Here is a 17,856-nt window from a genome sequence, read left to right as displayed (position 1 = left end):
GAATATCACAATTCCTTGGTAGTCACTTCACCTTACAATACAGCTTCTGCCGAGTACTAAGGACTTCATAGTATTGAGAATAATCATTAAAGGCTATATCCTCCTTGCCACCTAACCCTAAGAATCCTCTCATACACAAACTCTCATAAAACAGCTGATGTACTCGGTTTTGTAGAATCTTATCAAAGTAAATCATTACATTTCTGCAAATTATGACATGAAACTCATTAAAGGAATAATCTGTCGCCAAATTGTGTTGGGCAAATACTACATTATGGGTAAGAAACCTGTGAAAACAAGCTTTATCATGACATACATTAAAGAACACCGAAAAATCTTGCTTTCCCCCTGCGGCAAGATAATTATCTTCGTAACGAGGCATTTTGTTTAATGGGTATACACCTTTTCTCGCCTTTTCTAATAATTCTTCATTCATATCTGTCGCATAAATTTTCGTCTTATGGTATAAACCTTCTTCATATAAGATCATGGCCATAGAGTAAACCTCTTCTCCGGAGGAACAACCGGCATGCCAAATTCTAATAAACGGTATGTCTTTAAGAATTGGAATTACTTCCTCTCTAAACGTCTTAAAGAAAGAGGGATCTCTAAACATCTCAGAGACATGGATAGAAAAATCTGCAATGAGCCGAGCCATAGCACCCGGATCATGGAGAACTTTTTCCTGTAGGCTTGAAACATTTTTCAAACGTTCAGCTCGGATACGATTCCAGATTCTGCGCCTTATTGAAGCAGCAACATAATTTCTGAAATCAAAACCATAGAAACGGTATATTCCTTCTAAAAGAAGTTCAATTTCAATTTTCTCTATTTCGTCTTGATTTTCTAGATTCGCCATATTCTCAGGCTTTGCCCCCTCTTTACCCCGCCCTATCTATATAACCAGATCTTTATTAAAGTAAATAACTGCTCCAGATTCACCGGCTTGCTAATATAATCTGAGGCCCCCGCATCAATACACTTTTCACGGTCATTTTTCATAGCCTTAGCCGTCAGAGCAATAATCGGTAAGTTCTCATATTCAGGTATTTGCCGAATACGTTGGATAGCTTCATATCCATCCATTTCCGGCATCATAATGTCCATTAGTACTAGGTCTGTATCCGGATTCTCATATAAAACTTCGATAGCCTCTCTACCATTCTCGGCAAATACTGCCTTGATCTTATGATTTTCAAGTGCCGTGGTGAGTGCAAAGACATTTCTCATGTCATCATCTACTACTAGAATTTTCTTACCTTGTAAGCGCACATTTCTATTCTCAGTTTGTTCAGCATCATCGGCCTGATAGATACTATCAGAATTATCTTCACCCCTATTAACTCCGGGAGCAGAAGAATCATCAGAATCGGTACACCTTGTAGCCGCCACTTCAGAGAAGTGTTTAATAAAAGCCTCTTTTTGAGCAGGGTGGCCCGGCAAATAGAGAGTAAATGTACTTCCTTGACCTTCAACACTGTCTATATCTATAAATCCCCCTAATAATCCGGCAAGCTTCCGGCTAATCGTAAGCCCCAGGCCCGTACCTCCGTACTTCCTGGCAGTTGACCCATTAGCCTGTTGAAAGGCCTCAAAGACAATCTCATACTTGCTCTTTGGCATACCAATACCAGTGTCTATAACGGAAAATGCCAATACCCACTCTACCTCTTTACTCATTCCATTATCCATAGCTACATGTTCTGCTGCATTACTGACTCGTAAGGAGACCCTTCCCTTATCCGTAAATTTAAAGGCATTAGATAATAAATTCTTGAGAATCTGCAATAGCTTATGTTCATCAATACAGATAGTCATTGGCAGGTTCTTATCCATCTCTATAGTAAACTCTAAGTTCTTTTGACTAGCCATTGGAAGAAAATACTGTCTAACATAGTCCAGTATATCGGCTAATTTAATCACTTCAGGATGAAGGGTTATTTTCCCGGACTCTATTTTCGAAAGATCTAAAATATCATTAATTAAGACCAAGAGTTCATTGCCGGAAGAAAAGATAGTTTCAGCGTATTCAATCTGATTTAAAGTCAAGTTTCCTTCCTTATTATCAATCAGGATTTGTGAAAGAATAAGCAAACTATTCAATGGTGTTCTTAGCTCATGTGAGATATTGGATAAAAACTCCGACTTATAGTTTGAGCTTTCTTCAAGCTGCCGAGCTTTTTCTTGAAAGGCTTCCTTTAATGCCTCTAATTCTGTCGCTCTCTTTTCGGACTCATTATACTGTTCCTCCAGGTTCTCATTAAAGGTTTTTAGTTCCTCCTGTTGCAATTGAAGTTCTTCAGATTGGGACTGGAGTTCTTCCGTCAAAACCTGTGATTCCTCCAGCAGTCTTTCAATCTCCATCCGACTTTGAACACGGTTTATAGCCGTTCCGATGTATTTTGAAATAAATTCCAGCAATTCTAACTGTATAGCTGTATACGACTGATGCGAGGCCAACTCTATGACAGCCAGAACCTGCTCCTTAAACGTTAGCGGAAGTATGATAATCACTTGGGGTAAAGTTTCCCCCAATCCGGAGGAAATCTTTATATAATCTTCTGGTACCTTGTCCAGAATGATTGTTCGATTTTCTAGTGCACTCTGTCCCACTAATCCTTCACCAGTAGGAATTATCTCTCTTGCAGGGTCATGGGAACTTTCTGCATAAACCGCCTGTTTCTTTAAGAACTCCTTATCTCCTTGCCGTTCCAGGACATAAAAAACTCCATAACTTGCTTCGATCATGGGAGTAACCTTTGTAATGATGAGATTGGCCAATGTTTTCATATCCTGAAGCCCTTGACATAAAGTCGTAATTTCTAGGACTTCTGTTTTCAGCCAATCACGATCCTGTATTTTAGAGATAAATTCTTTTTCCTGCTTAGCATGTTCTTCTAAAAAACCAGCCATTTCATTAAAGGACGCTGCAATTTCGCCAACCTCGTCATTTGAACGAATATCAATTCGTGGTAAATTGACATGATCACGTATCGAAGGAAAGCGATTCATAATGTCAGTGATATAGCGTATGTCTCTAGTAACCTTTCGTGTAATCCAGACAGTTATTCCTGTTCCGACTAGTATTGTAAGTAGTAGTGATATAAAAAAGAATATTAAGGCATAGTTATAGACACCTGAGGATGATTGCAATAATTCATTCATGGATTTATCTTCAAGTCTATCTAACTCTTCAACGTACTTGAAAATTTGCCCCCTCTCAAAGGCTCCATCATTGATAGCCTGCTCAAACTTCTCTTTCTGACCGGAAGTGGCCAATGCTATGATTTTTTCCTGCAGCTCAATGTAAACAAGATTCTCGGTTTCTATCTGGCGAAGCAGATTTTCGGTCTCGTCACGGATGGCTGTGTCCTCCAGCAAATTCAGGGCAATTTCGATCTCTTTCCTCGAAGTATGAATTGATTCGATCTTTTGATAATAATTATAATCGACATCGAGAAAAGCCAGGTCTCTTAAGTACCTACTGATATTGTTCAGCTCTTGCTCAATAGTCTTGCAATACTTAATTTTCTGATATCTATCTTGTTGGTTTTTCTCAATACTCTTATTTACTTGGGCAATAGAGTAAATAGATATCCCAAAAAAAACAGCAACTATTAATAATACCGAAGCAAAACCCAGAGATAGCTTTGATTTAAGTTTCATCGCTCTGATTCCTTCCTGAAAGAATGGACAAATCCAATACTGCCTACTTCTTTACTTTAGTGTAGTGATTCAACATTTATCGTTCAATCTCCTTCGGTAAATCTGTCGGTAATTGTTATATTTTGGATTGATACGTGGAGAAAAGAGCAAAAGTCGTCCCTCACCTTCAACGCGAGATCTCTTGCTCTTACTAAATAATTTTACAAATTCTAATGTTTATTCTCTCAAATAAGAGAGTCACTCATAAACTCTAAGAATGATATCGTTGAAGGGTATAATGTTTAGGTTTATTTCAAGAAATTTTCACTTGACTTAAAGTATGCTCAAGGGTTTATGCTAAAATAAGGGTGACATATGATTATCCCATTAATCTAATTCAATGATTAATCCTTTAGGTACACTTAACGAATCAAATTTCTTGGAGGTTATTATGTTGGAAAAATCAAAGGTGTATTTTACGGATATGCACGTGACCATGAAAGAAAATTTGCAGCAGAAGTTAAGCCGGTTGATCAAAACTGCAGGAATGAATCAAATTGATTTTGAGAAAAAATACGCCGCAATTAAAATTCATTTTGGAGAACCGGGAAACTTATCTTATCTAAGACCAAATTTCGCCAAGACTGTCGTGGATATTGTGAAGGAACTAGGCGGAAAACCCTTTCTCACCGATTGTAATACCTTATATGTCGGTGGCAGAAAAAATGCTCTTGACCATCTGGATTCAGCTTACCTCAATGGCTTTTCTCCTTTTTCTACAGGTTGTCATGTACTGATTGCCGATGGCTTGAAAGGTACCGACGAGGCATTAATTCCCGTTGAAGGCGGCAACTATGTGAAAGAAGCAAAGATTGGGCAAGCTATTATGGATGCCGATGTATTCATTTCTCTAAACCATTTCAAGGGACATGAACTAACCGGTTTTGGCGGTGCCTTAAAAAATATTGGGATGGGCTGCGGTTCCCGCGCCGGCAAAATGGAAATGCACAGCAGCGGCAAACCCCAAGTTTTTCAGAAGAAATGCATCGGCTGTGGTGTATGTACAAAAATCTGCGCCCATAATGCCATAACCGTGACAGAACACAAAGCTAACATAAATCATCTAAATTGTGTCGGCTGCGGACGCTGTATTGGCGTATGTCCAACGGATGCTGTTCAAGCTGATTGGGGAGAGTCCAATGAAATATTGAATAAAAAGATTGCTGAATACACCTGGGCTGTACTGAAGGGGCGTCCCCACTTCCACATCAGTTTAGTAATTGATGTATCCCCTTTCTGCGACTGTCATTCTGAGAACGATATCCCGATTGTTCCAAATGTAGGTATGTTTGCTTCCTTTGACCCGGTAGCCCTCGATGCTGCTTGTGCAGATGCTGTAAACTCTCAGCCCGTTATGGCCGGCAGTATATTAGAAAAACATTCCCAAGGGCATCATGATCATTTTACCGCTGTCAGCCCAACCACCGACTGGAAAGTGGCAATTGACTATGCCGTCGAAATGGGGCTAGGCAGTAAAGACTACGAGTTAATTACAATTTAAATAAAAACTTCCTATAAAACCGGTAGAAGGCTCAACGGTACACTTTCCGCTGAGCCTATCCTTATCACCATTGGGGATTTCTGTTTATTAGCTAAAACAAAACACTTTGAAAGATTAGCGAACCAACTAAGTATGTATTTAGATATGTGGCTTTGCTTTATAGGTCTTGAGAGCTATAAAGGCTATTAGTTGAGTTAGTAGTCCTAAACTGCAAACTCCATACCACCCAAAATGGGCATAGCTGTATGATCCCAGATAGGATCCCAGGGCACCTCCGCTAAAGTATGAGACCATGTAAACTGTATTTAGTCTGTTACGTGCTTCATCGTTAAGAGAATGCACTCTAGCCTGATTGGAAATCTGACAAGACTGAACTCCTAAATCAAGAAATACCACTCCAATAATTAATCCCCATAATTTAAACCCTAAAGTAATAAAACAAATATAAGCCATTGTTACTGAGATCATGCCGATTACCACAGTAAATTTCGGGCTTCGTTTATCTGCTATCCTGCCAACGATCGGGGCAGCCATAGCGCCTGTCACACCGACTAATCCAAAGAGACCGGCAGCATCAGCTCCCATATTATAGTGTGAACTCTCGAGCAAGAAAACCAAAGATGTCCAAAAGGCACTGAAGGAGGCAAACATCAGGGCTCCATTCAAAGATGCCTCCCTTAATACCGGAAGACCTTTGGTCAAACTCACCATAGATTTAAACAATTCCTTATATTTCATACTCGAAGTTGGAGGACATAAAGGCAGCATTCTGCTTAAGAAAATGGCCAGAACAATCATTAAGGCAGCTGCAATTAAGTAGACAATTCGCCATCCCCAATATTCTCCCACAAGACCACTGAAGGTACGGGATACCAATATACCTATAAATAAACCGCTCATGACAGATCCAATGATCTTTCCTCTCTCTTGCGGATTAGCTAATTGTGCAGCAAAGGGAACAATCAGCTGAGGAACTACAGATGTAAAGCCTACTGCAAAGGATGCAATTGAAATTACCGTTATATTAAAAGAAAAAAACATAGCTAACAATGCACAAGCAGAACACAGCAGCATGGAAACAATCAGAAACCTTTTTTCCTTAATATCTGCTAAAGGCAAAATACTAAGCATCCCTAGGGCATATCCGATCTGAGTAAGCATAGCCACAAAACCAACACTAACCTGAGTTACCTGAAAGCTTTCGGCAATTTCTACAAGTAAAGGCTGACTATAGTATAAATTAGCCACAGTGATACCACTGGCTATAGCCATTACTAACACTAAAGAATTACTTAATTCGAAATTACTTTTTCCATCATCGATATTTTTCAATTAATCCCCTAATCCCTTCATAAAGCATTTTATTTTTAATTCTATACTCGGCTTCTATCACTGTATTACTAAACTGATTGTAATTCAAGATTAAGTAGTCTATACTAAAAAAATGCTTGGAGTTTGCTCTAAGTTGAATTAGAGACCTTAGAGGAGAATTACTATGAGTTACACGATCAGTCAAGTCGCTGAGAAATTCGACCTAACTGCACATACAATACGTTATTATGACAAAGAGGGTTTGCTTCCTTTTGTTGATCGCAGCAAATCTGGAATCAGAGAGTTTTCTGATAGTGACCTAGAGTGGTTAAAGCTCATTTGCTGTTTGAAAAATACTGGTATGCCTATAAAACAAATTAAGCAATATATCGAGTGGTGTCTGCAAGGTGATGAGACTTTAGAAATTCGTCGGCAATTGTTTCTCGATCACCGCAAAGAGGTTCTCAAGCACATGGCTGATTTAAGAGAAAACCTCAAACTTATCGATTTTAAACTTAAAATGTATGACACTGGCTGTAATATACCCGTTCCTAGGTAATCCTCTCTTTGATTATATTATTAGATTCCTTTTAGCTAAATAAGATTTTTTATAAATATTGCATCTAACTTTATTGAATAGAGGGCAGCAAACTTCAGTTTGCTGCCCTCAACTTTTATATTGTCGATTTTAATAATTTAATTCCTCTGTACAAGAGGCATTTGAATTATTGCTTTAAATAAATCCCCATCTATCTCAATATTAAAACCACCTCTTTGAATTTCCAGTAAACTCTTAGCAATAGATAATCCCAACCCGCTGCCTTGACTGCTCCTAGATTCATCCCCTCTTTTAAATCGCTCCATAAGCTCGTCAGAAGAGATATTTAGTTCATAGGCCGATATATTTTTAATAGTTAGGGTTGCTACTGTTCCGACATTGGTAACGTCAATATAGACTCTTGACCCTTGCAGGGCGTATTTAAATATATTTGATAACAAATTTTCAATAGCTCGCCACAATAACTTCCCATCGGCTTTAACGACCAGTCTTTCCTTTGGATGACTGATTTTGAATTCTAACTTACTCTCTTGGATTTTGTCATCAAGTTCGCCTAACCCTTGGGTTATTAAAGACATGAGATCAATTTCTTCGAAGTTGACCTGAATATTCCCACTTGATGCTTTAGCCGCTTCAAACAAATCCTCTGTTAGTACTTTTAACCTTTGTGACTTCTGATCGATTATTTCTAAATAATTATCTACCTTTGATTGATCCTTTTCGTGTTTTAATAAGTCAACATAGGTAATGATTGAAGTTAAGGGGGTTCGAATGTCATGGGAGACATTAGTGATTAATTCTGTTTTTAACCGTTCACTTTTGATCTCGTTTTCAACCGCTTTAGATAGCCCGTCGGCGATACTGTTAATATCTGCCGCAAGCTTAGCAAACTCTCCATTTCCGTTAGCGTTTATGCTGAAGTGGAGATCTCCGTCTTTTACCCTTTTCACGCCTTCTTTTATAGCGTTAAATTCCTTAACTTTCTTATGCGCTATCCAGGCTGCTGCCCCAAGAGTTATCGGAAACATAAAAAATGTTATGGCTACGATTATCGGATAACCTATAACAATTAAGACAACCTTTACACCTGCACTTCCACTATTATAGATATCTCTGAAGAAGGTAAATAGTTTATGAAATATTTTATAGATTAGGGTGTTCTTGATAAGCGTCCGGTTTTTAAAATGGGTTACTAAAGAAAGAAACAATAATAAACCTAAGCTTGCAGTAAATAAAGTTATTAGAAATATCAGGTTAAGGCTTTTAAACTGTTCTGATTCAGAGATGACAATTGCCCATATAGCGACCAGCAAAATGCACATAGCTAAGTTAATATCATTAAAGATTCTGCTAAAGGAATTCAGATGTACCTGTTCGTCATAGGGTTTCCTTCCTATTACAAGTATTAGATATATTAAGGCCATCAGCATAACTATGAGCAAAGCAGCGATTTGATAGAGACTATTTGTTATCAACAGCTTATTGTCTTTCCATTCGACAATTCTGGGATTCAAATAATCCTGAGTAAAAGCGATATAAATAGCATCTTGTTGTTCTATATTATTCGTACTTGATGAAAGCCAGTAATACCGAGTATTTTGGTTAACTTCTTGAGGAAATACTTCATTTTCATAGCCCTCAAATATCATATAGGCTGGAAAAGCTTTGAAGGATTCTTTGTTTTTATCTGTGCTGTTAGAGAATTCGGTTTCACCATTCTTCGCATAATAAACAAGGCCTTGGTATCCTGTTAATCTTTGCAGGGCCATATTAAAGTCATTGAGATCCTGCTTGATTTGACTATTCTTCGCTTGCAATAGTTCATCAGCATAAACTTCCCTGAATGTCTTACGATTCTCCTCAGACGTTAAATTAGGATTATAGCTTTTTGAGTTATATTGAAACTCCCAAAATAATCTATCTTCTTGCTCTGCTATGACATTTTCAGTCAAAGTTCCACCATTTATAATGTTCTCTTTGCTCTTATATTTTTGCACCTTCTTGATATTTTCAATGACTCCTGAGCAGTTGCTCAAGTAATCCTTACCCTGATAATAACTTTCTTCAAAAACAATATCAAAATCTTCATTATGCAAAACTACAATATTTGCAAATATTGTTAGAGAACTAGTCAAACAGAGGATCACGATTATAAAAGCCACAGCCTTAGCTACCATTGAATGACTATAGTTTCTCCACTTTATATCCAATGCCCCACACCACCTTTAAGTATTTAGGTTCTTTAGGATTTATTTCAATCTTTTCTCTAATTTTTCTGATATGAACTGCCACAGTATTTTCCGGACAAAAAGCCGTTTCTTTCCATACCTTTTCATATATTTCATCAATTGAAAACACTCTTCCAGCATTAGCAGTCAACAGCTTTAGCATTTTGTACTGAACGGGAGTTAATTTCACTTCGTCACCATCAACTGTTACAGTCTTCAACTCATCATCTATTACAAGTCCACCTGTTTTATAGACATTAGTTTTGGTCTCCAGACTCCCTAGAGTTGTGTATCGTCTAAGCTGTGACTTCACCCTGGCAATCAATTCTAAAGGGTTAAATGGCTTAGTGATATAATCATCGGCTCCCATATTTAACCCAATTATCTTGTCAGTATCCTCAGATTTTGCTGAGAGCATTATCACGGGAATATTCTTATCCTCTCTGATCTTCATTGTTGCTCTTAAGCCATCCATTCGGGGCATCATAATATCCATAATTACCAGATGTACTTCAATTTCCTCTATGACTTCCAACGCTTCTAGGCCATTAGAAGCTTTAAATATTTTATATCCTTCATTTTCCAAATAAATTTTAATAGCATCCGATATTTCTTTATCATCGTCACAAACAAGGATATTCACGATGTATCACTCCTACATATAAATCTAGACAATTAATATCACACCCTTTATTTATTTTGCTCTAAAGGAATGATATCAACTAAATCTTACGATAATCTTAACCTAATTCTTAAGAACTTCTTAACTTCTCTAGGATTTGAAATATAGACATTAGACATTAGAGATTAAACATTAAACTACCACTTGTAAACTACACTGAATTTATAACAATGTCTAGTAAAGGAGGAGAAGGAAAATGGTGATGTACTTTCTGCCAGTATTCAGATAAACAAAAAACACAGGCTCATTACCTGTGTATTAAGTAAACGGGAGACATCTAAAGTCTACTAAATTAGACTAATGCCTTTTATTCCTTAAGTAACATTCTTCCACTCCATCCTCAGATTATCCCTAACGTGTATATCTATTATTTTTAACTCCCTATCTTATAAGAGGATTTTGCTTCCCGCCTTAATTTACTTGCCAGATACATCCCCAACCCAATTGCACTCTCAATATGCAGTAGATGTTCAATAGAAGGCTCGTATAGGATGGTAGCATTCGCCTGAACTTCTTCATCCCCTTCCCAAACTATTACACATAGAGGAATTTCGGGAAAGGCTTGAAAAACAACTGACGCATCTCCAAAGGATGCCGGTACTCCACCTAAGGCAGCAGCGCACTCTAATAATCTTTTAGACTGTTGCCCGAAGGATTTAACTAGTCCTAAGATCGAATCTTTATGAAAGGCAGGATAGAACAACATTCCTCCATTCGGAAGTTCTTTGAGACTAACCCATTTTCTAGGCACGTCTTGAGGCTTTTTAGCATAGGCCAGGTAATTAAGCATGATTATTGCAGCGTTTATCTCAGGTACATGTCCATCTGCTTTTCTATAGATCCTTTCGGTATTGTAATCCACTATGTACTCTGAATTGAAGAAGTTTACAATGAATTGTTGAGTATCGCTAGAATAGGTCACCGCCAGGTGTGTGGCAATTTCTTCCGGATCCATCTTTTTCAAATCCTGCCAGTATTTATTATAGGCAATTCGGTAATTTGTTTCCATCTTATGCCCTCCTATTCATTCGGGGGCAGACCTCTTGGCAGATGTCGCACCCATGAATCTTTGTGCCCATTTTATCACGATTGTCTGATTCAATGTAACTTTCTCCCATATGATCTTGGTTACTTTAATATATTATATTATGGTAAAATCATTGGATAAGGAATAAGAACCATTTCATTCCTAATACTATCTTTAAATCGACTGCGGTAGCTGCGAGGTAACCGCTATGCCCCATACTACATGCAAATTTCCATAATAACTCCAACAATTTAAAGAAAATGAGGTTTTTTAAAATGGAATTACTCGAAGCAATGAAAGCCAGACGTAGTATTCGTAAATTCAAATCAGATCCAATCCCAGAATCTCACATTACTCAACTTATTGAATCTGCAAGACTAGCCCCATCTGGCAGTAATCTTCAACCTACCCGCTTTGTCGTGATTAAAAGTGAAACCGCTCGTGGCCAATTAAGGGATGCTACTCCCTTACCCTTTGTAAGCCAAGCGCCAGTCGTCATCGCCTGTTGTATAGACACAGAGTCCCTTAGTGGCATAGGAACCCGCGCACGCGAACTCATGGAAGCGGGAGCCTTTAAAGATACTCCCCTGGAAAAAATGGACACAGAAAGCTATGCCAAACGCCGACCGATGGATCAAGCCACTGCCGAAGCCTACTTACGCCTAAATGCCGCCATCGCTGTCGATCATATTACACTACGTGCTGTCGACCTGGGCCTTGGCACGTGCTGGGTTATGATGTTCGATCAAGAGAAAGTTAAGCAGATTTTAGGACTAGGCGAGAACTACAATGTAGTAGCCTTACTGCCTGTCGGCTACCCTGACCAAAGCCCAAATGCTCGTCCTCGAATCGAGCTGGACCAGATTTTGCTTAAAGAGGTTTAAGAGCTTGTCATAATTATAATTCCACAAAAGTGGGTTCATGTCCGGTATAAGGCAAAAACTTGGTTAAAAGGTCTGTAGTCTTGATTTTTAAGCTAGATGTGTTGACACAAGGATGACATCCAAGGAATTCATCCCGTAATACATCTTTATCAATTAACAGTGTTACACATTTGTTTACATCGTTCATCAGACCTAATACGCTAACTGATCCAGGAACTATGTTTAAATACTTCTCCATATCATCGGCCTCGGCAAAGGATAATCTGGAAGAATTTATTTGTCTGGATAAATCCTTCGTTCTGAACTTCTTGCGGCCCGGCATCATTAGCAGATAAAATCTTGTTTTTTGGGTGTTACAAAGAAATAGATTTTTGCAGATTTCAATTCCTAATAGCTTTTCAACTTCGTAGCAAACCTCTATGGACGGAGTTTCTTCGTGATCTAACCGGAAATACGAAATCTCCAACTTATCCAAAAGATTGTAAGTATCCATTTCCTTTTTCGTTCGGTTTGCCTCGTTAGGTTTGGACTGATAAAGCGTGCGGTCCATTATTATGTTTTGCATTCGAACATTTCTCGCTTTTTAGTTTTTGTATTTATTATAGTACTTTTGTCAGCTCAACAACAGCTAATCTGACTAAACAAAAGGTAAGGCTTGATGCTTCCATTGTAATTCAATGCAGGTATCAAGCCTTTATTTTTACCACGAGGGGAGTACATATTCCCTTGGCACTATAAATAAGCTCTGCTTCCATCCGCAGTGTTATCTCTTGTTATTTTATATTTAAAGGGAAATGGTTTCCTAAGTTAATCGTTGTGCTTGTAATCTACGAAATCCTCAAAATCGACTTCAATTTCTCGCACTTCTCCGTACATCAATTTTTTTGTTGCATTTATATACAGTACTTGTATTATTTGTCACTTGTTACGCACACCTAAAACCCAAAAATATTAATTTTTGGAGTTTAATGGGTTGGCATGGAATATGCATAACATTCTTTTAGTCTGAGTTTCATTTTAAGAGAGGTATTTACTGTGGGTAAAAATCAAGAAAGAACAAGCCCAGGTAAGCTGGCTGAAGGCAAACCGGCAGGAATGTCCCCCAAGGAGCAAATTTTCAGTTGCATGTGTATAGGTAACTGTCAATCACGCTGTCGTCTCTATGTTCACGTACGTGAAGGTAAGGTGGTAAAAACATCTCTAGCCCCTTTTCCTGATCCACGCTATAACCGGATTTGTTTAAGGGGACTCTGTCACGTTCAACGCATTAATGATCAGAATCGTCTCAAATACCCCATGAAACGGATTGGAAAACGCGGAGAAGGAAAATGGGAACGCATTACTTGGGATGAAGCAATTAACACAATTGTCAATAAATTCAAAACCTATCAGGAATCCTTCGGAAAACAATCTGTAGCCTTTTCTGCAGTGAGCGGAAATATGGGCTTCATCAATGGAGCTTATAGTGCTCATCGCTTGGCCAATTTAATGCAGGCAACCCTAACAGAACACTCTTTGGATATGTCAGATACCTATGGCCTAGGAAGAGTTATCGGTAGCGGTAGTAGTTTCAACCAGCGCAATGATCCTGCCGACTTGGCCAATGCTAAGACAATCCTTGTCTGGGCCGCAAATATTACCGATTCCCATCCTCATGATTGGCGTTTCATCGCAGACGCCCAGGAGACTGGGGCAAGGGTTGTAGTAATTGATCCTCGATTTACCACCGCTGCAGCTAAAGCTGATCAACATATTCCCATTCGTCCCGGTACAGACCCGGCTCTAGCCCTGTCCATGGTACAGGTTATCATTGAGGAAAAATTATATGATTTGCCCTATTTACTGGATCACACGGTAGCCCCCTTCTTAGTACGCGACGATACCGGAAAGTTTTTAAGACAGAGTGATCTTAGGAACTCAGAGACCAATTCCGAAACTATAAAAAACGACCCTAAGAAACCCAGTCCCTATATAGTCTGGGATATAGAATCCAACCAAGGAAAAGTGCTTTCTGAAGTAAAACACCCCGCCTTGGAAGGCAGTTTCACAATCTCGGGAATAAACGTCAAAACAGCCTTCTCGCTGCTCAAAGAGTCTGTCGTCCAATATACACCGGAAGCAGTGACTGAGATATGCGAGATTAAACCTAACACTATCCGGGATGTAGCACGGCTCTACGCTAACCAGAAACCAGCAAGTATCTATACCGGCTTTATTCAGTATGACAATGGTTTACAAACAGGACATGCTTGGGGCATCCTAGCATCTCTAACCGGAAATATTGCTAAGCCTGGGGCATCCTTGGGGCACACGGGGTTAACTGGCTACAACCTAAATTTAATTCCTTATTTATTTCCACGGGGAAAACAAGCCAGCTATGTACCCTGGATTTATCTGCAAGAAGTCTTCGAGACGGGAAAATTTAAAGATAAACCCCATCCCATTAAAGCCATGTATATTTATTGCAGCAATCCAGTGTCTAACGCTACAAATCAAAACAAAATTATTAACACCCTTCTGCCGGAAGTCGAATTTATTGTAGCCGTTGATCAAATGGAAACGGATACAACCAACTATGCTGATATGGTTTTACCTGAAGCACACTGGTTTGAGACTGTTGATTTCGTGCAAGGACCTGACCAACCTACAACGACGATATCTGAAAAGGCCGTGGAACCGGCTTATGAATCAAAATCCGATATGGATATTTACCGTTTATTAGCTAAAGGATTAGGTTTTGAAGAATTTTTTAAGTATACCGATGAGGAGTTTATCCAGATGATGATTGATACGGATCAAGCTCGATCAGCAGGGCTGACTTGGGAGAGACTTCAAAAAGAGAAGGTCATCCAAACTTTGCCCAGCTGCTGGATAAACTGGAAGGGCGACAAATTCCCTACTCCTTCAGGCCGATTGGAATTCTACCTCGAGAATCCAAAGCCACGCCTAGATTGTGGGGTGCCTATTGATCAAAGTAAAGAACATTTGCCAAGTTTTACTTTACCGGCCGAAGCCTGGCATGATAACCCATTGAAGAATAAATACCCTTTGATCTATCATACAGAGCGGGTGCGCTGGCGCCTCCATAGCCAGTGGGCAACAACACCCTGGCTGCGCGAACTTGATCCGGAACCAACTGTAAAAATAAATCCTGTAGACGCAGCTGCGCGGGGTATCAATACAGGGGATATGGTAGAAATTTTTAATGACCGTGGTCATGTTGTATTAAAAGCAATCCTTAGCGATGGTTTACGTCCCGGCATGGTCAGCGTCCCAAAAGGTTGGCAACGCAAACAATTTAAGGAAGGCTCATACCAGGAACTCACTTTAGATCATCTGAATACCTCGAGTTACAATCAGCCCTTTTATGATGTACTTTGCGAGATTCGGAAGATTTAGTTGACGAAGACATATAACTGCTCTCTGCACGAAGCCATTAGTACACTAGGAAAAACGAGGTTAAAAGGATGGTAAAAAAACGTCTTGCAATGCTAGTCGATATAAAACGATGCATAGGATGTCATACCTGTGCCGTTGCCTGTAAGCTTAACAATAATCTCCCCAATGAAATCTGGTGGAATCGTGTTCTAACCTATGGCGGAAAGAGCATGGATACCCCTAAAGGAACTTATCCAAACCTAAAGCTTCAGTATCTGACCTTGGCCTGCCAACACTGTGAAAAACCGGCGTGTGTAAAAGCCTGTCCTACAGGAGCTGCCCATCAACGTGAAGATGGCATAGTCATGCAGGATTACGAAAAATGTGTCGGCTGTCGCCTGTGTGTAATCTCCTGCCCTTATCAGAATGTACGACAATTTAACGAAACAGAACCAGCTTATTTTCCTGATTATCCAACGGGAGATTACGGTATCATAGACCAAGAAAAGGGAACCGTCTCTAAATGCAATTTTTGTTATCAGCGCGTCGACCGAGGTGAGGCCCCCAGCTGTATCGAAGTTTGCCCAGCAAAAGCACGGTTTTTTGGAGATCTCACTGATCCCAATAGTGATGTATCGCAACGTCTAAATGGACGACAATACACTCAACTTCTATCTGAAAAAGGAACACAACCTTCGGTATATTTCCTGCTTTAATGATACACAAAAACTAACCAATTAATGTTTTCTGGAGGTGTTTCACAACATGCTGCGGAAAGAATGGCTATTAACCGTGAGTACTATACTAATACAGCTCGCTGCGGGTATGTTTAGTATTCTAGCAACAACTCACATAATTCTAAAAAGCAACAGCCAAGAGTTGGCTCTGCAACTTACACTTTAGGTTTTACGCAGGTTAGCTAATGTAAGAAAGGAGTGGCACTATGGATATATCAGTCGTGAATATGGAGGAGTTTACACGTAATCTGGACAATGAATCGCCCTTTGTTATGCTAAATCTTCTTAAATTTAAAACAGATGATGGGTTTGACCGGTACAAGAGGTATCTTGCAAATGCTTCAGGGATAGTTTCCGATGTGGGTGCCCGAGTCATTTATATGGGAAAACCAAATGAAATGTTACAAGGGCAAGAAACATGGGATTTTATCATGTTGGTTGAATACCCATCCCGGAAAGCTTTCATGGAAATGATTAACAATCATGCCTATCAAGAAATTCACAAAGATAGAATTAGCAGCACTGAACGAGCTGTCCTTTATGTCACCGAACCTTTACCCTCTAAAACGGTGGTCAAAGGTTCAAAATAAGATCAATAAGGCATAAGCGGATTCAAAACTGCCAGAACAAAGTTCTGGCAGTTAAAGTTTTAAGATTCTTCTTTAGTTACGGAACAATAATTTGTCTTATAGATTCACTGATTCTACACTGATCCATATTTTCATTACCTCTGTAATAATTAGTTTGTTAACCTTTAATTTATATTCTTTATCTTCGATCTTCATAATTCTTTTATCCACGACTTCAATAATTAAATCCGGGTCAATTTTATTAACTTCCTTGCCTAATAGTGAGCTATATCTGTCCTTTATGCTTCTTTCAATATTTATTTGATCAATTTCATCTCCATCAAAAACCAGTGCTACTTCAATACGCTTAACTCGCAGATTTCTAGTATTAATATTCTTCTCAAATTTTTCCAGTACAGCATTCTTATCTTGAATGATTTGGTTAAGGTAGGCAATCCTTTTATATAATGAATCTAATCTATAACTTACCATAATACTAAAAGCCGCCCCACCAACAAGTATTCCGATGATTATTCCAGAAAAAAAGCACGATTTGAGGTTTAATCTTTTATTTCTTAATGGGTTCATTCGCTACACCTTTGGATTAACTCAATAATTTTATAACCCATATTAGCCCCTACGAGAGCGGTCAACACATATATAGCCTGCTTTATGATGGATTTAAATTCTCCTTCAAATAAGCCTTTTTCTATTACCGCAAAAGAATCGAATGTACCTCCTAAGGTTACTGCGACAGCCCATATTTTAATAGAACTTGCGATATCCAGCATAGCCTTAAGTGGTGGATCATTCGTTATGACAGCTCCTATTCCTCCAAAAATGCTAGCTCCAACCACTACCCCAAAAGAGATTAGAAAATTATTAACAATACTGCTAAAAAGACTAGCCAAGATTATTACCATACCTTAAGCACCTCATGATTAAGATATGATTCTTTCATAGCCTTTATGAAGTCTCTCCTAAGTTATGAATATAACAAGCTTACCTTGCATGAAACTCGAACGGGTGAACCCAGGACTTTATCAAATAAAAACTTGTAACAAAAACAAAATGACTACCTCATAAGAGATAGTCATTTTGTCTTTGTTACCTGGCAATAACCTACTTTCCCAGGGGCTATGCCCCAAGTATCATCGGCCCTGGAGGTCTTAACTTCCGTGTTCGGTATGGGAACGGGTGGAACCCCTCCGGCATAATCACCAGATGTCTGAGATATTCGCTTTCTCTCGAAGGCTGATCTCTCAAACATGCACC

17 protein-coding genes and 1 rRNA gene are annotated in these 17,856 nt (G+C 39.0%); 7 read left to right on the top strand and 11 right to left on the bottom strand.

Annotated elements, in window-relative coordinates:
• Window positions 1-22 precede the first annotated feature (22 nt).
• Both DP73_RS13905 and DP73_RS13900 read right to left on the bottom strand, forming a co-directional pair.
• Complete coding sequence (locus DP73_RS13905; RefSeq protein ID WP_034600292.1) at window positions 23-859, bottom strand: protein-glutamate O-methyltransferase CheR; 837 nt, start codon at window positions 857-859, stop codon at window positions 23-25.
• A 32-nt stretch (window positions 860-891) separates the two neighbouring features.
• Window positions 892-3,666, bottom strand: coding sequence for a response regulator (locus DP73_RS13900; RefSeq protein WP_034600291.1), 2,775 nt, complete (start codon window positions 3,664-3,666; stop codon window positions 892-894).
• Between the two features lie 433 nt (window positions 3,667-4,099).
• On the opposite strand from DP73_RS13900, the gene DP73_RS13895 reads away from it, so the two are divergent.
• Window positions 4,100-5,206, top strand: a complete 1,107-nt coding sequence (locus DP73_RS13895; RefSeq protein ID WP_034600322.1) for a DUF362 domain-containing protein — start codon at window positions 4,100-4,102, stop codon at window positions 5,204-5,206.
• A 138-nt stretch (window positions 5,207-5,344) separates the two neighbouring features.
• Here the strand turns inward: DP73_RS13895 and DP73_RS13890 are convergent, their stop codons facing one another.
• Window positions 5,345-6,478 (bottom strand): MFS transporter, encoded by a 1,134-nt coding sequence (locus DP73_RS13890; protein ID WP_242865766.1) that lies wholly within the window; start codon window positions 6,476-6,478, stop codon window positions 5,345-5,347.
• A gap of 223 nt (window positions 6,479-6,701) precedes the next feature.
• Here DP73_RS13890 and DP73_RS13885 point away from each other — a divergent pair, with 223 nt between their 5' ends.
• Window positions 6,702-7,076 (top strand): MerR family transcriptional regulator, encoded by a 375-nt coding sequence (locus DP73_RS13885; RefSeq protein WP_034600289.1) that lies wholly within the window; start codon window positions 6,702-6,704, stop codon window positions 7,074-7,076.
• 137 nt (window positions 7,077-7,213) lie between these two features.
• On the opposite strand, the gene DP73_RS13880 is transcribed toward DP73_RS13885, so the two are convergent.
• The 4 genes from DP73_RS13880 to DP73_RS24325 form a co-directional block, all read right to left on the bottom strand.
• A complete protein-coding gene (locus DP73_RS13880) occupies window positions 7,214-9,286 on the bottom strand; it encodes a HAMP domain-containing sensor histidine kinase (RefSeq protein WP_034600288.1) in 2,073 nt (690 codons plus the stop codon).
• On the bottom strand, window positions 9,261-9,947 hold the full coding sequence (locus tag DP73_RS13875) for a response regulator transcription factor (RefSeq protein WP_034600287.1): 687 nt from the start codon (window positions 9,945-9,947) through the stop codon (window positions 9,261-9,263). The genes DP73_RS13880 and DP73_RS13875 overlap by 26 nt, the downstream gene beginning before the upstream one ends.
• A gap of 412 nt (window positions 9,948-10,359) precedes the next feature.
• Window positions 10,360-10,995 (bottom strand): DUF3786 domain-containing protein, encoded by a 636-nt coding sequence (locus DP73_RS13870; RefSeq protein ID WP_034600285.1) that lies wholly within the window; start codon window positions 10,993-10,995, stop codon window positions 10,360-10,362.
• Between the two features lies 1 nt (window position 10,996).
• Window positions 10,997-11,104 carry a 4Fe-4S double cluster binding domain-containing protein gene (locus DP73_RS24325; RefSeq protein ID WP_348982431.1) on the bottom strand — a complete coding sequence of 36 codons (108 nt, stop codon included), beginning with the start codon at window positions 11,102-11,104 and terminating at the stop codon, window positions 10,997-10,999.
• Window positions 11,105-11,288: 184 nt separating this feature from the next.
• Between DP73_RS24325 and DP73_RS13865 the strand changes: the two genes are divergently transcribed.
• Window positions 11,289-11,897, top strand: coding sequence for a nitroreductase family protein (locus tag DP73_RS13865; protein ID WP_034600284.1), 609 nt, complete (start codon window positions 11,289-11,291; stop codon window positions 11,895-11,897).
• A gap of 13 nt (window positions 11,898-11,910) precedes the next feature.
• Here DP73_RS13865 and DP73_RS13860 read toward each other — a convergent pair whose 3' ends face one another.
• A complete protein-coding gene (locus DP73_RS13860) occupies window positions 11,911-12,462 on the bottom strand; it encodes a prolyl-tRNA synthetase associated domain-containing protein (protein ID WP_034600283.1) in 552 nt (183 codons plus the stop codon).
• A 470-nt stretch (window positions 12,463-12,932) separates the two neighbouring features.
• On the opposite strand from DP73_RS13860, the gene DP73_RS13855 reads away from it, so the two are divergent.
• The 4 genes from DP73_RS13855 to DP73_RS13845 all read left to right on the top strand — a co-directional run bounded on the left by DP73_RS13855 (window position 12,933) and on the right by DP73_RS13845 (window position 16,602).
• Window positions 12,933-15,296: a molybdopterin-dependent oxidoreductase gene (locus DP73_RS13855; RefSeq protein ID WP_052090679.1), complete on the top strand. Its 2,364-nt coding sequence runs from the start codon at window positions 12,933-12,935 to the stop codon at window positions 15,294-15,296.
• Between the two features lie 68 nt (window positions 15,297-15,364).
• Entirely contained in the window at window positions 15,365-15,991 is a 627-nt protein-coding gene (locus tag DP73_RS13850) for a 4Fe-4S dicluster domain-containing protein (protein WP_034600282.1), read from the top strand.
• A 49-nt stretch (window positions 15,992-16,040) separates the two neighbouring features.
• A complete protein-coding gene (locus tag DP73_RS23490; RefSeq protein WP_165574415.1) occupies window positions 16,041-16,178 on the top strand; it encodes a hypothetical protein in 138 nt (45 codons plus the stop codon).
• Between the two features lie 40 nt (window positions 16,179-16,218).
• On the top strand, window positions 16,219-16,602 hold the full coding sequence (locus tag DP73_RS13845; protein ID WP_052090677.1) for a DUF1330 domain-containing protein: 384 nt from the start codon (window positions 16,219-16,221) through the stop codon (window positions 16,600-16,602).
• A gap of 96 nt (window positions 16,603-16,698) precedes the next feature.
• Here DP73_RS13845 and DP73_RS13840 read toward each other — a convergent pair whose 3' ends face one another.
• The 3 genes from DP73_RS13840 to rrf form a co-directional block, all read right to left on the bottom strand.
• Window positions 16,699-17,169 carry a hypothetical protein gene (locus DP73_RS13840; protein WP_034600281.1) on the bottom strand — a complete coding sequence of 157 codons (471 nt, stop codon included), beginning with the start codon at window positions 17,167-17,169 and terminating at the stop codon, window positions 16,699-16,701.
• A complete protein-coding gene (locus DP73_RS13835; protein ID WP_034600279.1) occupies window positions 17,166-17,504 on the bottom strand; it encodes a YtrH family sporulation protein in 339 nt (112 codons plus the stop codon). The genes DP73_RS13840 and DP73_RS13835 overlap by 4 nt, the downstream gene beginning before the upstream one ends.
• A 186-nt stretch (window positions 17,505-17,690) precedes the next feature.
• A 5S ribosomal RNA gene (gene rrf, locus DP73_RS13830) occupies window positions 17,691-17,806 on the bottom strand.
• Between the last annotated feature and the right edge of the window lie 50 nt (window positions 17,807-17,856).

Origin of the sequence: Desulfosporosinus sp. HMP52 (genome assembly GCF_000765145.1) — a bacterium.
Taxonomy (GTDB): Bacteria; Bacillota; Desulfitobacteriia; order Desulfitobacteriales; family Desulfitobacteriaceae; genus Desulfosporosinus.
The sequence above is the reverse complement of the archived record's forward strand: the minus strand, read 5'-3'. Positions and strand labels throughout refer to the sequence as shown.